The sequence below is a fragment of the Nonomuraea sp. NPDC050733 genome (genome assembly GCF_040654215.1).
Lineage (GTDB): Bacteria > Actinomycetota > Actinomycetes > Streptosporangiales > Streptosporangiaceae > Nonomuraea.
This window is the reverse complement of the sequence record NZ_JBFAHO010000041.1, coordinates 1-14489: the sequence shown is the minus strand read 5'-3', so window position 1 is coordinate 14489 and position 14489 is coordinate 1. Positions and strand designations below refer to the sequence as shown.

Annotated in this window: 15 protein-coding genes and 2 pseudogenes; 6 read left to right on the top strand and 11 right to left on the bottom strand. The window is 68.0% G+C overall.

The features are described 5' to 3' along the window. Nucleotides 1-222 precede the first annotated feature (222 nt). Entirely contained in the window at nt 223-687 is a 465-nt protein-coding gene (locus tag AB0H64_RS37415) for a hypothetical protein (protein ID WP_357634451.1), read from the bottom strand. On the opposite strand from AB0H64_RS37415, the gene AB0H64_RS37410 reads away from it, so the two are divergent. Together AB0H64_RS37410 and thrS are read left to right on the top strand one after the other, a co-directional pair. After that, the gene (locus AB0H64_RS37410; protein ID WP_357634448.1) at nt 661-1074 is read left to right on the top strand and encodes a nitroreductase family deazaflavin-dependent oxidoreductase; all 414 of its coding nucleotides are present in this window, start codon (nt 661-663) and stop codon (nt 1072-1074) included. The genes AB0H64_RS37415 and AB0H64_RS37410 overlap by 27 nt on opposite strands. Before the next feature lie 205 nt (nt 1075-1279). Beyond that, nucleotides 1280-2524 carry a threonine--tRNA ligase gene (gene thrS, locus AB0H64_RS37405; protein WP_357634605.1) on the top strand — a complete coding sequence of 415 codons (1245 nt, stop codon included), beginning with the start codon at nt 1280-1282 and terminating at the stop codon, nt 2522-2524. A gap of 245 nt (nt 2525-2769) precedes the next feature. On the opposite strand, the gene AB0H64_RS37400 is transcribed toward thrS, so the two are convergent. Next, nucleotides 2770-3672: a DUF1963 domain-containing protein gene (locus AB0H64_RS37400; protein ID WP_357634446.1), complete on the bottom strand. Its 903-nt coding sequence runs from the start codon at nt 3670-3672 to the stop codon at nt 2770-2772. Between the two features lie 457 nt (nt 3673-4129). Continuing rightward, nucleotides 4130-4612, bottom strand: coding sequence for a Tn3 family transposase (locus AB0H64_RS37395; RefSeq protein WP_357634602.1), 483 nt, complete (start codon nt 4610-4612; stop codon nt 4130-4132). Here AB0H64_RS37395 and AB0H64_RS37390 point away from each other — a divergent pair. Further along, nucleotides 4611-5117, top strand: a complete 507-nt coding sequence (locus tag AB0H64_RS37390) for an MmcQ/YjbR family DNA-binding protein (protein ID WP_357634443.1) — start codon at nt 4611-4613, stop codon at nt 5115-5117. The genes AB0H64_RS37395 and AB0H64_RS37390 overlap by 2 nt on opposite strands. Nucleotides 5118-5156: 39 nt before the next feature. Here the strand turns inward: AB0H64_RS37390 and AB0H64_RS37385 are convergent, their stop codons facing one another. The 3 genes from AB0H64_RS37385 to AB0H64_RS37375 form a co-directional block, all read right to left on the bottom strand. Then, nucleotides 5157-6056 (bottom strand): zinc-binding dehydrogenase, encoded by a 900-nt coding sequence (locus AB0H64_RS37385; protein ID WP_357634441.1) that lies wholly within the window; start codon nt 6054-6056, stop codon nt 5157-5159. A gap of 187 nt (nt 6057-6243) precedes the next feature. Further along, nucleotides 6244-6516 carry a hypothetical protein gene (locus AB0H64_RS37380; RefSeq protein ID WP_357634439.1) on the bottom strand — a complete coding sequence of 91 codons (273 nt, stop codon included), beginning with the start codon at nt 6514-6516 and terminating at the stop codon, nt 6244-6246. A 60-nt stretch (nt 6517-6576) separates the two neighbouring features. Further along, nucleotides 6577-6705 (bottom strand): hypothetical protein, encoded by a 129-nt coding sequence (locus AB0H64_RS37375; protein ID WP_357634436.1) that lies wholly within the window; start codon nt 6703-6705, stop codon nt 6577-6579. 176 nt (nt 6706-6881) lie between these two features. Here AB0H64_RS37375 and AB0H64_RS37370 point away from each other — a divergent pair, with 176 nt between their 5' ends. Then, entirely contained in the window at nt 6882-7448 is a 567-nt protein-coding gene (locus AB0H64_RS37370) for an RICIN domain-containing protein (protein ID WP_357634433.1), read from the top strand. A gap of 327 nt (nt 7449-7775) precedes the next feature. On the opposite strand, the gene AB0H64_RS37365 is transcribed toward AB0H64_RS37370, so the two are convergent. Then, nucleotides 7776-8324 carry a helix-turn-helix domain-containing protein gene (locus AB0H64_RS37365; RefSeq protein ID WP_357634431.1) on the bottom strand — a complete coding sequence of 183 codons (549 nt, stop codon included), beginning with the start codon at nt 8322-8324 and terminating at the stop codon, nt 7776-7778. Nucleotides 8325-8697: 373 nt separating this feature from the next. On the opposite strand from AB0H64_RS37365, the gene AB0H64_RS37360 reads away from it, so the two are divergent. Further along, a complete protein-coding gene (locus AB0H64_RS37360) occupies nt 8698-8844 on the top strand; it encodes a hypothetical protein (RefSeq protein WP_357634429.1) in 147 nt (48 codons plus the stop codon). 109 nt (nt 8845-8953) lie between these two features. Here the strand turns inward: AB0H64_RS37360 and AB0H64_RS37355 are convergent, their stop codons facing one another. Next, nucleotides 8954-10102: a hypothetical protein gene (locus tag AB0H64_RS37355; protein ID WP_357634427.1), complete on the bottom strand. Its 1149-nt coding sequence runs from the start codon at nt 10100-10102 to the stop codon at nt 8954-8956. Between the two features lie 329 nt (nt 10103-10431). Between AB0H64_RS37355 and AB0H64_RS37350 the strand changes: the two genes are divergently transcribed. Next, entirely contained in the window at nt 10432-11157 is a 726-nt protein-coding gene (locus tag AB0H64_RS37350; RefSeq protein ID WP_357634424.1) for a dienelactone hydrolase family protein, read from the top strand. 95 nt (nt 11158-11252) lie between these two features. Here AB0H64_RS37350 and istB read toward each other — a convergent pair whose 3' ends face one another. The 3 genes and pseudogenes from istB to AB0H64_RS37335 form a co-directional block, all read right to left on the bottom strand. Next, nucleotides 11253-12038: an IS21-like element helper ATPase IstB gene (istB, locus tag AB0H64_RS37345; protein WP_357634421.1), complete on the bottom strand. Its 786-nt coding sequence runs from the start codon at nt 12036-12038 to the stop codon at nt 11253-11255. Next, nucleotides 12035-13677, bottom strand: a pseudogene (gene istA, locus AB0H64_RS37340) (IS21 family transposase). The gene istB and the pseudogene istA overlap by 4 nt, the downstream one beginning before the upstream one ends. 461 nt (nt 13678-14138) lie before the next feature. Further along, a pseudogene (locus AB0H64_RS37335) lies at nt 14139-14489 on the bottom strand (IS701 family transposase); the annotation flags it as partial.

Sequence of the window (14489 nt, the reverse complement as noted above, 5' to 3'; positions counted from 1 at the left end):
CGACCCGGGCCTCAAGGCCGCCACCGACCGTGAAGCTACGTCGGGTCGGCCCAGGCCCCCACCGGAGAAGAGGCCGGAAGCGGATGGAAAGCCGGTGCAGCGCAGGCCACCGGTGGGTAGCCAGAGCGACGGCGGCGGACAGACAGACGGGGGAGTCACGCCGCCGCAGCCGAGGCCGCATCACCTTCCTCCCTGATCCCGCCGCCGGACAGGCTCAGATGATCATAGAAGCGTTCCATCTGGTGGTCGTGGCGAGCTCGGGCGCGCCGGCAGAGGCGGCGAGGGCGGCGGCGTGCTGATGGTGACGGTTCCCAGGGCCCGGTGAATGAGGTCGGGCAGTGATCCACGATCGCTGACCCAGTCGTCGAGGGAGATCCGCACGGCGGCCATGGTGAGGGAGGCGACCATGCGGGGACGCGGGTCGTCGTCGGCGCGACCGGGGATCCGGTCCGCGATCAGGGCGGCGATGGCGTCCTCATAGCGCCGGTAGGCACGCAGGGTCCAGGCGTCCAGCGTGGTCGAGTCGCGAGTGAGCCGGGCGAGTTCACGGATCTGGCGGTAGTGGTCGGGGAAGCTGTCGGCCAGCTCGGCGAATGCGGCGACAATGGCGTCGATCGCACTGAGGTGGGGTGGTTGGCGCGCATGGCTCGCGTCCAGGTCATGCTCTTCAAGCTCACCGGCGGGCATGTCGGCGGCAGATGGCGCGTCGGAGCCGGGTTCCGTAAGCCCGTCCCCACGCTTCTCCTGGAACATCGCGGCCGCAAGTCCGGCCGGCTCTTCACCACCCCGCTGCTGTACCTCGAAGACGGACATGTCCTCGTCGTCGTCGCCTCTCAAGGCGGCCTGCCGAACAACCCGCAGTGGTACCACAACCTGACAGCGCACCCCGACACCCGGGTGCACCTCAAGGGCCGCCGCCCTCTCGCCGTCCACGCCCGCGAGGCGACAAGCGAGGAACGCGCCGTGCTGTGGCCTCGGCTGGTCGAGCTGTACGCCGACTTCGCCAAGTACGCCGCCTGGACCGAACGCGAGATACCCGTCGTCCTCCTCACTCCACGCCCGGACGGCTCCTGAACAACCCCTCCGTCCCTCGCTGACCCGGGCACCCTTGACGAGGAATGAGCGTGTGGACATCGCCACGGCCTGCTAACGTCTCCAGCATGAAGCGCGCTGCTGTGACGACGACGCCGGAGAGTGTCCCGGCGCGCTGACAGATGTCTTCAGTTCGAAGCCCCGGGGCGAGTGCCCCGGGGCTTCGTCTTGCGGTCACTCGCCCGATATCCGCGAGGAGACCGCCATGCATGACCACCGCAAGCTCGGCCGTGAACTGGGCCTGTTCGACACCGACCCGCTGATCGGCGCGGGCCTGCCGTACTGGCTGCCCGACGGCGCGACCGTACGGCACACCCTGGAGGAGTACATCCGCGCCGCCGAACGGCGAGCGGGGTACCGCCACGTGTACTCACCGGTCCTCGGCAAGCGGGAGCTGTATGAGATCTCCGGGCACTGGGCGCACTACAGCGACGACATGTTTCCCCCGATGGACCTCGGAGGAGAGCAGGTCGTCCTGCGGCCGAGCCTGTGCCCTCATCACGCGGTGATCTACCGCTCGAGCTCCCACAGTTACCGCGAGCTGCCCCTGCGCATGGCCGAGTTGGGAGGCATGTACCGCTCCGAACTCTCCGGCGTGCTCGGCGGGCTGACTCGGGTGCGGGCCATCCAGCTCAACGACGCGCACATCTTCTGCACTCTGGACCAGGTCGCCCAGGAGGCGCAAGCCGCGCTGGAGATGATCCGCCGGGCGTATGAGGCGCTCGGCATCACCCCGACCCGCTACCGGCTCTCCCTCCCGGGCCCTGGCGGCAAGTACATCGCAGCTCCCGAGAAGTGGCAACGGGCCACCGCCCTGCTGACCGACGTCCTCGACCGCTCCGGCCTGCCTTACGAGGCGGCCGGGGGAGAGGCCGCGTTCTACGGCCCCAAGATCGACGTCCAGATCACCGACGGCGCCGGCCGGGAGTCCACCCTGTCCACCGTCCAGGTCGACTTCCACCAGCCCGAGCAGTTCGACCTGCATTACATCGGCGCGGACGGCGCCAAACATCGCCCGGTCATGGTCCATCGCAGCATCATCGGCAGTGTGGAGCGAGCCGTCGCCCATCTCATCGAAGAGCACGGAGGTGCTTTCCCCGCCTGGCTCGCCCCCACCCAACTGGTGATTCTCCCGATCTCCGACGCCGAACTGCCGAACGCCGCGGCCCTCGCCCAGCGATGCACCGACCTCGGACTGCGTGCCGACATCGCGGGACCGGACCGCGGAACTCTGGGCGCCCGGATCCGAGAGGCCCGCCTGGTTCCCTACCAAGCGGTCATCGGCGCCAAGGAGGCCGCTGACGATCACGTCGCACTGCGTCTGCGTGACGGACGCCGACTCGACCCACAGCCGGTCAGCGACGTGCTCACCCGCATCAGTGCTCTCGTCGATGACCACAGCACCGCGCTGTGGGCCAACGCCTCCGCATAGCAGGCGGTGCGATCAGCGACTGCTGTCGCCGGGGGCGAGGAGGCTGGTGATTTCCACGATGGCGTCGGGGGAGCGCTTGAAATAGCGGCGGAGGTTGTCCGGCTTCTTGTGTCGCGACTTGGCCATCGGCATCAGCCTGTTGGGGTTGGCCGTGCGCGGGGTGGCCAGAAGGCGTCGGTGGCCGCGGCGAGCGTGACGTGTCCGCCGCGCAGAGCGACAGTGCGCCCAGAGCGCGGGAAGAAGCGTCAGAAGCCTTCGAAGAAGGCGACTGTTTGCGTGTAGTCGCCTTCGCGGAGAGCCTTCGCCGGTAGGACGAAGTGCATGTAGCCGCCGTCGCCCATGTCGAAGTGGCCAATGGTGATGATGTGGCGGTACGGCTCGTCCTCCGACATCTTCTCCAGGGGGAAGGTGTTCTCCAGGTACGGCCAGCCGAAGGCCTGGTCTGGGGAGAAGTTCACGTCCTCGTACTGGTAGAGGCCCTGCACTTGGTGGCAGAAGTCGCGCCAGGCGTCGCCGAGCTTGTCCCCGACCAGCCAGCCGGGCAGGGATCCGTAGTACGGGGATCCGTCGGTCTCGCCGCCGTAATCCAGCGTGTCGAGAACCGGGTCGTAGGTGACGCCCTGGGCGGAGGGAATCGTGATGACCGGCACGGCGTAGAACGGCTCGGGGTCGCGGATCGTCGCGGGTGCGGGCGCGTCCACCTCGATCGCCTGTGCCGGGTCCGCCGGGATGATCCGGCAGTATCGCGGGCCCTCGTAGTCAGGAATGGGGGCGTTCCCGCGTTCGTATCCGCGGCCGGGGTCGGGGTCGCAGTAGAAGATGTTGAGGAGCTGGTCGCCGACGGGCGGGCGCTCGTCCGCCAGCCAGGGGCCGAGGGCGTCGACGTCCAGGACGGCGAAGAGGCTCAGTGGGACGCCGTCGTAGTCGGGCCACGGCGTCCCAGGGTTCAGAAGGGCCGGGCCGCCCCAGCGGCCGAGGCCGGCGGGCTCGATGCCGGGCTTCACCGGGCGCAGGCCGAAGGCGGGCTTGGCCAGCGCCGCGACCTGCGCGCCGATGTGCTCGCCCAGGTGCTCGACGCACAACTCGCGCACCTTCGCGTGCGCTTCTTCATAACTCGCGAAAACCATGAGGGTCTCCAGATCGTCCATGTGGATGCGCCCATTCTCACGTTGGGAGCTGGCGAGACAGACCGAGGCGTCGCTTCGACGGCCGCCATTCCGGAGCAAGCTGGCGGCCGCCGACGCCGCACACGCGACAGTAGTGCGAGAGGACATTTCGCGGCGAATCACGCTGTGTCGTCGGTTCCGCGCAGATCGTGCCGGGTGAGGTGTCGGCGGCCGCCTTGAAGACCGCGTGCGCCAGCCGATCGCCTCGGCGGTAACGATGGGTCGGCCGAACTTGCTGGAACTAACCGCTGGTTCTTGCACTCAGCCTCCTCGCGGACCGATCCGGGAGGTGGGAAGGTCGCCCCGCCACCACCGCGCCAGGCCTGCGGGCCCGTGAGATGAACCTCTACCACCGCTACTTCGACCTGGTCGCCGACGGCTCCAAGACCATCGAGGTCCGGGTGCAGTACCCCAGCCTGCGGCGGCTGGCCGCCGGCGACTACATCCGTTTCATGTGCGGACGCGACGACGCCCTCACCCGGGTGATGAGGGGTCGCCCGGTACGCCTCGTTCGAGGAATTGCCGGACACCGAGGGAAACACCAGCGCGGACTGCAGCGGAACAGGTCGGTGTTGGCGGAGTTCCAGTTCTCCACGACCTGCAGGCCCTCGTGGATCTCCCGGCGCAGCTCTTGGGAGGCGACGTATTCGGCGACGAAGATGCTCTTGACGGCCTTGCCGAGTTCCTCGATTGTGTCACTTCCCGGCCGTTGCGAGGGCCAGTTGCAGCGCTGGGCACTGTTTCCTGGGGATGGGCATGCGCGGATGATCGAAACGGGCGGCGGTGCCGGGGCTGTGGGATCCGCGGCCCCTTCTGGCCCGCGTACGCCGGCGCTGAGGACCGCCGAGGGGGCGGCCCGCGATGAACGGAAAGGCGCAGGCCAGTCGACCCGGCGCGGTTCGACACCCGCTGAGGACGCCATGTCCATCACCGGCAACCGACTTCAGCGCCTGGCCCGCAGCACGGCCGAGGAGCTTCCCGGCGTCAGCCATGGCCGGCCGTTCACCGACAAGCTTGACGTCTACAAGGTGGCGGGAAAGGTCTTCCTCATCGTCACCGACGACCCACAGGATCAGATCATCACCGTCAAGGCCGAGCCCGAACATGCGCGGTCGCTGCGGCGACGGCACGAATCGATCATGGTGGGCCGCTACCTGAACAAGAAGCATTGGATCTCCCTGGGCGAGGGCCGGCAGATCACCGCCGAGCTGGTGAAGGACCTCGTCGCCCACTCCTACGAGCTGGTCGCTGCGCCAGGCGTTGAGCGTCTGCGGGAAGATGTCTTCAGCCCTGAGAGGGTGTCTTTGACGCCAAATCGTTCGCCCCAAGAATGCCACTCATGCGGTCGACGGCGACGGCTCAGGCGCCCCGTTCTGCCTGTGCGGGGACAGCACAGTGGAGCAGCCTGTTCAGTATGCCGACTCTGAAGGACAGGCGGGACCGATCGCCCAGCGCGACTCGACAGGTCATACGTCGAGGACCGCTTTTCCGGCGACGCGGCGGGCGAGCAGGGCATCGGCGGCTTCCATCGCCATGTTCCATGGCCCGCGCCAGCCGACCTGCGCGACCAGCTCGCCCGCCGCCAGCAGTTCGACCAGGCGAGCAAGGTCGTCGCCGAACGGCGTGATCACGTTGAAGTTCTCGATCCTCCCCCGCGCCGATCGCGTGCCCGCGAGCTCGAAGTCGATGATCGTGTTCTCGCGGGCCGCCCGTCCGATGGCCATCGCGACGCCGTCGTCCTCCAGCCGATAGAACGCCTGCGCGAGCTGCCGCCCGCCCACGTTGTCCAGCACCCCGTACACGCGGCCCTCCAGGTTTTCCGGACCGATCACGATCTCCGCGGCGCCCAGTTCACGCAGGCCTTGCGCGCGGGCCAGGCTGCCGGCGGAGGCGACGACACGGGCTCCCGCACGGGCGGCGAGTTGTACGGCGAAGCGGCCGACACCTCCGGACGCCCCGGTGACCAGGACGCGGCGGCCCGCCACCGGGCCGAGCCGTCGGACCGCCTGCAGCGCCGTGACCCCGGCGACCGGCAGTGCGCTCGCCTGCCCCAGGTCGACGGCTTCGGGAACGACGGCCAGCTCGGCGGTGTCCACGGCGCGCAGCTCCGCCCAGGCCCCCGACCAGCCAAAAGTGACAACGCGGGTACCGACGGCAGGACCTGAGCCGTCGGCGGCGGCCTGGACGACCACTCCGGCGGCGTCCCAGCCCGGGACGTACCCGGGCCGGATGTCCGCGCTTCTGAAAGCGATCTCGCCGAAGTTGAGCGAGAATGCCGCAACCTGGACCAGCGCCTGTGAGGGCGTCGGCACCGGGTCGGGCACGACCTCGAAGGAGAGGTCAGGGTTGAAGGTCAGGGCTCGCATCGTTACTCCTCCATGGGTGCGTGACAGGTACGACCCTGACGCGATGCGCGCACGATCGGCTGGGGGTCAGCGCATGGTGCGAGCGGCACTTCCCATCTCCAGCCCGGCAGGGCCTCCAGCCACCGCTGCAGCCGAGCGTCGAGGCGTCCATGACGGTGGCGGTGGCGTTGTAGGGATGCCCACTGCCTCAGATGGATCGTGCCGTCGGGGTGCGGCAGGCGCCGGAGAACGACGGGCTGCTCGGACCATGCAGCGCCTGCAGCACCACCACCGTGGCCAGCAGGCCCGACGGCACCGATGGACGCCCGTTGACCGGCGCGTACATGTCCGCGAACGCCAGCGGCGGGAACAACACCCGCCGCTGTTCGGCTAGGAACGCGAACACGCTCCCAGCCGGGATCATCTCCCGGCACACCACCCACGCCTCAGGCCCGGCCGGAACCCTCCGACGACCCATCATGACCCGAGTCTGCATCCTCGATCCCACCCTGGCCAGACCATCAAGATCTTCAGGACACTCCTAGTCGAGGAGGGCGAGCAGCTTGGCCACGGTCTCCTCGAACGTGCGGAACCCGTGCGCCCGCGCGGCCATCTCCATGTCGAGCAGCGCGGGAGTGTCGCCCGTGGCGCGTGAGCGGAGCCGCTCCACCGGCGACTATCCGTCAACGCCCGGTAAAGCCGATTCGCATCACGTCAAGCTCGATGGGTGGATTGGAGTTGATCAAGTCGAGCGCGGTGCGGCGGACGGGAAATGTTGAGGCCGGAGCACCGAGTATCACGCTCTGTAATCAATTCGATACGGAAACGGAGTAACTCATGTTGCCCATGAACCGCACCGCAACACTTCGCACGGTGGCGAAAAGAGCCGGCCTGGCGCTTGGCGCCGTGCTCACAACAGCGGCCGTATCACTGACCCTGTCACCGAGTACCTCGTATGCCGCCGAGCCAACCATGTGCCTGGACGCCGGCAACAGCCGCCAGAACGGCAACCCCGTCGTGATCTGGCAGTGCGCTGTCCCCGGGGACAGCTTCACGCCCAACCAGCAGTGGGTCATCGACGGGGGCCAGATCAAGGTGGCCGACACCGCCGGCACCGCCAGGCCGATGTGCCTGGACGCTGGCAACACCCGCAACAATAGCGACAACGTCCGTCTCTGGCAGTGCCTGAGCCCAATCCACGCCAACCAGAAGTTCGTCATCGAGCACGGCCAGATCATGGTCGCCGACACCCTCGGCACCAGCAGGCCGATGTGCCTCGACATCACCTCAACCCGCAACAACGGCGACCGCGCCATCATCTACCAGTGCGCCAGCTCCTACGAGTCCTACATGTACAACCAGAGGTTCCTCATCGAACACAGCATGATCAAGGTTGCCGACACCATGCACTGATCTGATCGCGGCGACGATGAGTTCGCAAAGTTCATCCGCGAACTCATCGTCGGCATCGGCCACGATCGGCCTCCCGAGCGGTGTGTCGACCCATGGCGGCGACGCGCTCCCCGATCCACTTCGCGATGCCCACCGGGACGTCGTAGCGCTGGCTGCGGCTGAGCCGGGCTCGGCGCAGAAAGACGCGGTCGTCCTCCAGGCCGGGCAGGCACAGCCGGGTGGCGTCGCGGGCCTGTTTCGGCCAGGGCCAGCAGCACGAACAGCTCGCGCCAGGTCAGCGTGGTGGGGGCGTGGTTGAAGACCTCGACCATCAGGCGGAGGCCCACCTCAGTGCTCGCCGTCGAGGGGCGGCATGCCGAGCATGGCCCGGACCGGCGCGGTGGGGATGAGGATCTTGCGGCCGATGCGCAGCGCGGGCAGCTCGCCGCGGCGGACCGCGTCGTAGGCGGCGCCACGGTCGATGCCGAGCACGGCGGCCGCCTGGCGCACGGTCATCGTGGGCCGCTGCAGCGGGCCGGGGTCGACGCCGTCCGGCGCGTGGGAGGGGGTGATCTGCTGTGGGTCGGTGTTGGCCTGCGTGGTCTGGGGTCGCATCACGCCGCGGATTGCTACACGAGAGGGCCTTTGCGTCTTCGCCCAATGACGGCGACCCGGGCAGGCGCAGGCCCGGGTGTCACAAGGTCGCCTCGGCAGTCCCGGGGTGTCGGCGGCGAGCTGGACGTCGCGCTCTCTGGTGTCGATCTGGCGGCCGTCCCACAGACGGGCGTGGAAGACGACCTTTGGGGTGACGGCGTGCGGCGCGCTGTCCTGCGGGGTGTCGCCGCGTACGCCCAGGTCGATGGTGGCGGCGTAGTCGATCCACGCTTCGGTGACCATGACGCGCAGGTACGCAGGCAGGTCGGGGGCGTTGCTGGTGCCGTGCTGCCAGTCGTCGGCGCGCTGCTCCAGCCAGCGGCGAACCGCAGGGGCGGGGTCAGCGAACGGGGTGCACAGGACGCCCGCGGCGGCCTCCAGGCCGGGAATGTGGTCGGCGGGTGGCCCGCCGCTCAGGGCTGTTGCTGTCGTCGATCCAGTCGGCGTAGTTCATCATCCGCGGTGACCAGCCACCGGCCGCCGGTCACCTCGCAGACGTAGCCGGCGAGGCAGAGGCCGCTAGCCGTGTCCAGAGACCCGTCTTCCGAGGTCGGGGGCAGAGTGTTTGCGCTGGAGGGGGGAAGGGTGTCGGGCGGAAGGGTGACAGGAGGCCGCCGTGACCGTCCTCGCGATCTTTCTTCTCGTCATTGGGACGATCCTCGTCCTCCTGGGGACGATCCTGATCGGCATCGGTGCGACCGTGGTCCTGCTGGGGATCGTGTTGATCGCCCTCGGGGCCTTCTTGCTGATCCGGAGAGAATGAGACGCCGCAGCCGGTAGCTCGGTCGAGATCCACGCCTGTATCGGCCTCCGAGACTGGTAAAGATCGTTGATCGAGTGATCTGAGTTCGCGCTCCTGTCTCTGCTTTTGTTCACTGAGCGTGATCGTTTGAGGCGTAGCGGCTCCAGGTCCCGCCCGCTTCGGATGCGAGCCGGGTGGTGGTCTTGTCGTGGAAGCCCAGAGCCTGCGCGATGACGGGAGCGGGAGCTTGGAGGACCAAGTGCCGAAGGGCGGCGGTGCGGGCGGCTTGGCCGGAGATGCCGAGGTCGCGGACGACGTCGGCGAGGCTTCTGTAATGGAGGGGCTGGCCGGCGGAGTCATGGATGATGTCATCGAGGGTGAGCCGGACAATGCGGCCGGCGGGCTGGGCATAGAGCAGCATGAGGCAGGCCGCGGCTCGGGACCAGACGGGGCCTGCCTTGTCGTCCAGAGTCCGGTGCAGGAGTTCGAGCCGCCGGTGCTGGGTGAGCGGTCGGCCTTCCGGCCGGTTCAGCCGTGGCAGGTTGAGCCCTTGCGGCGCGCGTCTGGTGCGTATCGCCCAGGTGAAGAAGGCGCACAGGGAACGATGCTCGTGAGGTTTGTGAGTGGCGTGCCAGAGATCGACGTCAACTTGGCTCAACCGGTCCAAAGGGCATTGGCGCTGTGTGAGCCAGAGGAGGAACTCGTGGGCTCGGTTGAACTCTTGCGTCGCCAGGGGAACGGTGCTGCTGGTCAGCGGGCGGCGGGCGGCTCGTTCTCGGAGTTTGGCCAGCTGGTGCCGGGTCGCGAACCGCTGCAGGATCGGCAGGTGCTCGTGGTGGGCGAGTTCGGCCAGGCGCCGTTGCAGCCAGCTTTCGACGTGCAAGAGGTGCTTGTCGACCGTCGGTAGCAGGCCGCAGGACATCAGCAGGTCACGGAGATGCGCCGCGGGCCGCCAATCGGGATGCTCGTGGAACGCTTGGTGGCAGAGCGGCATGTCTCCGGTCGCTAACGCGGTCAGCAGATTCTGGACCTTTGTGCTTCTGAGCCAGGCCAGCCCGCTCTTCGATCGCGGCATGTCGGTGAGTAGGTGATGCAGCGGGACGAGCGCGAAATTGACGCGTCCGGTGCCGTCATCGAGGAGTATGTCGAGCCGGTCATGCAGGGTGCAGCGTTCGCAGAGGCGGCCGCCGAGAAGGTGGGCTTCGATGCCGCAACGGGCGCAGTGGTTATCTGGGGTGCCAAGAAGGTGTCTGGCTATGAAGGTGGATCCGAGAGCCATGTGTCGGTCGGTTTGAGAGCCACTTGCTGATCAACTGCCTTGAGTGTTGGTGAAAACGAGAGCCATGCCCGTGGGTCTGGGGCATGGCTCTCGTGACGCTGTGTGAGGGGTGGGCCGGAATATGCCAGAAACCTGCCGCGAGGGTCAGTCTCCAGCACCGTGGCCAGGGAGGTGATCCGATAACGCTGCCGCGAGAACGGGGTTTGTGACGAACCTTGTGAGCCATCGCCGCATTTCAGAGGCACACCCGCGCTGTTCTGCCAGCAGTGAACTCTGCCAGCGGTGAACACCGGCCCGGCCTGGCTCGACGATCACTACAGTCCCGTCTCATGACGACAGTGACAACCCACACGGTCGAGTACCAGGCCGACGGCCTGACGATGATCGGGCACCTTGCGCTGCCCTCCGGCACCGGGCGCCGCCCCGCGGTGTTGCTCGGACCAGAGGGCCCAGGGCTCAGCGACGTCGAGCGCCGCCGAGCCGATGCGCTCGCCGAGCTGGGATACGTGGCGCTGGCCTTCGACCTCCACGGCGGGCGCTTGCTCATCGACCCCGAGGAGATGCTGGCCCGTTGCATGCCGCTGCTCGCCGACCCCGACCGGATGCGGGGCATCGGCCACGCGGCGCTCGACGTGCTGCGCGCCGAACCGCGGACCGACCCCGACCGGATCGCCGCCGTCGGCTACGGCACCGGGGGCGCCATCGGGCTGGAGCTCGGGCGCGACGGCGTCGACCTCCGCGCGATCGGGACAGTCAACGCACTGACCACGGGCCGACCGGGCGAGGCGGCGCGCATTCGCTGCCCGGTGTGGGCCGGGGTCGGGTCGGAAGACCCGATCATGCCGCCCGCGCAACGGGACGCGTTCACCGCCGAGATGCAGGCCGCGGGCGTCGACTGGCGCCTCGTGGTCTACGGCGGCGCCTTGCACGCCTTCCACCACCCGCCGGTCGACCACGCCGTGGTCCCCGGCGTCGGCTACCACCCACGGCACGCGCAGCGAGCCTGGCGCGACGTCGTCGACCTGCTTGCCGAGTGCCTGCCCGTGACGGAGTGATCTGGTCAGTCCAAGCTCGGCCACCCGCTGACCAGCGCTTACCGGTCACCACGGCAGGTTTCTGGCGTATTCCGGTCCCACCTCTGTGAGTGTGGTCAGCTGGCTTGTTCGGCTCTGGCTCGGGTTTGGGCAAGGCGGTAGGAGTAGGTGCCGGTCTCGATGATGTTGCCAGCGAAGGTGAGCCGGTCGACGATCGCGGCGCAGAGGCGCGGGTCGGTGAAGGTGCGGGTCCAGCCGGAGAAGGACTCATTGCTGGCGATGGCGACGCTGTTCTTCTCTTCGCGTTCGGTGAGGACCTGGAAGAGGAGTTCGGCGCCGTGCCGGTCGAGTTCCATGTAGCCGAGCTCGTCAATGCAGAGCAGGTCGACGCGTCCGTAGCGGGCGACGGTCTTGGCGAGGACCTTGTCGTCGGCGGCCTCGACGAGTTCGTTCACGAGCTTGGTGGCGACGGTGTAGCGGACCCGGTAGCCCTTCATTGCGGCCTCGGTCCCGAGGGCGATGAGCAGGTGGGACTTGCCGGTGCCGGAGTCGCCGATCAGGCAGAGAGGCTGGCCCTTTTTCACCCATTCGCAAGTGGCGAGCGTGTGGATGGTGGCGGGATCGATGTTGGGGTTGGCGTCGAAGTCGAAGGCGCGCAGGGACTTGTCGCGGGGAAACCGGGCGGCCTTGATGCGGCGTTCAGAGCGGCGGCGAGCGCGGTCGTCGCATTCGGTCAGTAGGAGTTCGGCGAGGAATCCCAGGTAGGACATCTGCTCGCGGGTCGCCTGCTCGGCCATTTCGGGAAAGGCGGTGCGGATGCTGGGCAGGCGGAGCATCCGGCAGGCCTGATCGATGGAGGCCTGGGCGGCCTGTTCGGTCATGCCGCGGTGGGGGACGCTCATGGTGTTCCTCCTTGGGCTGGGCGCTCGCCGGGCGGCCGGGCGCGTTTGAGGAGCTGGTCGTAGGCCGTCACCGAGGGCAGCGGTCGGGTGTCGCGGGGAAGCTGGGCCAGGCGCCGTTCGGTCAGGAACATCACCGTTGCCTCGTGGTTGTCGTGCTGGGCGGGCTCGGGAGCAGCTTGTTCGTCTTCCTCAGCGGCTTTGCGGGCCTCCAGGGCGACCGCGTCCGCGGTGAGGGCGCCGGCCCGCAGCGCGGCGGCCAGGCCGGTGACCAGATGCTCGGTAGGGATGTGACGGGTCAGGAGCAGCACTTCGATCAGCGCGCGGGTGCCGTCGCGGTCGCCATGGGCCTTGCAAGCCGCCGCCCACCAAGCGTCGTGGACCGGGGTGAACTTGCCCGCGGCCCGCGCCTGCTCCAGAGCGGTCGCGCCCGGCAGCGCGCCGGGCTTGCGGATCAGGGCCTCCAGATAGTGGTCCAGCTCCAGGCGCCGGCCGCCCTTGGCGAACAACCGATCGTGCTCAGCGACGACCTGCTGCCTGTCATAGACGATCAGGTGGGAGGCGTGCAGCATGACCCGCAGCTGGCGGCCGATGAACCGGGCCGGGACCGAGTACCGGTTCGTCCGGACGGTGATTTGGCCGTAGCGATCGACTCGGACCGGGAGCAACAGCCCGGTCTCGAACGGCTCCTCCGAGACCGTCCGCAGCAGCGGCCGCTCGATCGCGAAGCACTCGCCGACCGTTCTGGCCCGCGCCCCGATCCGCCGTCCCTCGTCAGCCTCGTCCCAGCGGTCGATCATCTCGTTCAGCTCATCCAGCGAGCCGACCTCTGGAACCGGGACCAGGTGGTTGCGGCGGAACCAGCCGATGTCGCCCTCGACCCCGCCCTTCTCGTGGGCGCCCTTGATCCCCGGCTGGCAGTAGAACGCCTCGACCCCGTAGTGCTCTCGAAACGCCGTCCAGCGGGCGGACTCCGTCCGGGCCCGGGTGAACCCCAGCACCTTGGAGACCGCGGCCTTGAGGTTGTCGTAGCGAACCTTGCCTGTCGGGACTCCGCCCAGCACTCTGAAGGCGTGGACGTGTCCCTCGAGGAAGGCCTCCTGGCCTCCGGTGGCGAGCACCCGATGGACCGCCTTGCCCGAATACGACAACTGGAACGAGAACAGGAAGCATTTCACCTGCTCGCCCGCGATCCGCACCGTCACGTCCCCGAAGTCGACCTCCGCCTCGACTCCCGGCAGATGCGACTGCGGGACGAACGCCTCCGGCGGACCCCGTCCTGCCTCGACCCGGATCTCGCCCCGCCGGCGAGCGACGTAGGCGCGGACGATCTAATACGAGATTTCCATCGCCTGGTGCTCATCCACCAGCCGCGCGAAGATCCGCTTCGCCGTGTGCCGCTGTTTGCGCGGCGCATCCAGATCGGCCCGCAGCATCTCGTCGATCAATGGCTTGAACTCATCCAGCCGACTCGCCCGCGGCGCCATCTTCTTCCTCGGCTCCGGCCACGGCTGACGCAACGCCTCAGCCACCGTGTTCCGGCTGACCGATACTTGATCGCGATCTGCCGACCCGACAGCCCCGCACGAGAATCCCGACGAATCGCCGCGAATACCTCCACCTTGGACTGGGGGTGTGTCACCAGCGTCTCCTCACACGGAGTAACGCTTCGATACTCGCACCGCTAACCCTCAAGTGGCTCTGGAATTCGCTAACACGGCTCCAGCCCCACCGAGCGTCACAGAGCCACTGACCGACATCCGGCTCTCAAATTCACCTACAGAGCCAGGTGTCAGGCATGTAAGGCAAAGGGGCTCCCGACGAACGTGCCTGACCCTTTATCTAGGGGCGTCAGGCACGTTCATCCCCTGCGGAAACCCCTTCTCAAGGATCTCGCTCAGGCCCGGCTCGCGTCGGCGTCGGCGCAGTCACACTGCCTAGTACTACAGTCATGTTTTGTGATCTATAGCTGGATCTTGTTGTGGCGAAGCCAGCGTTTCCAGTAGTGGCTGCTGCGGGCGCGGGCTTGGTGGGCTCGTCGGTGGTGTGACCATGCCAGGGCGCGTTGCAGGATTTGGTTGATGGGGTGGGTGACGGCGCTGGTCAGATGTGCCAGGAGACGGCGGATCTCGGCTGGGGTGAGGGGGACCAGGCCGCTCGTGCTTTTGGGGCGTGCGCGGCGGTGACGGCCAGGTAAGCGTGCGCGAGCATCGCGAGGGTGATGTGGCGGTGCCAGCCGTCGTAGCGGCGGACCTGGTACTGGTCCAGGCCGACTTCGTTCTTGGCGGACTGGAAGCATTCCTCGATGGCCCAGCGGGAGCCGGCGATGCGGACGAGCTGTTCCAGTGGGGTGCCTGCGGGTCCGAAGCACAGGTAGAAGGCCAGTTCACGCTCGCCTTGATCGTTCGGGGTGAGACTGCGGCGTACCAGCAGCCACCGCTGGAAACCGCCGGG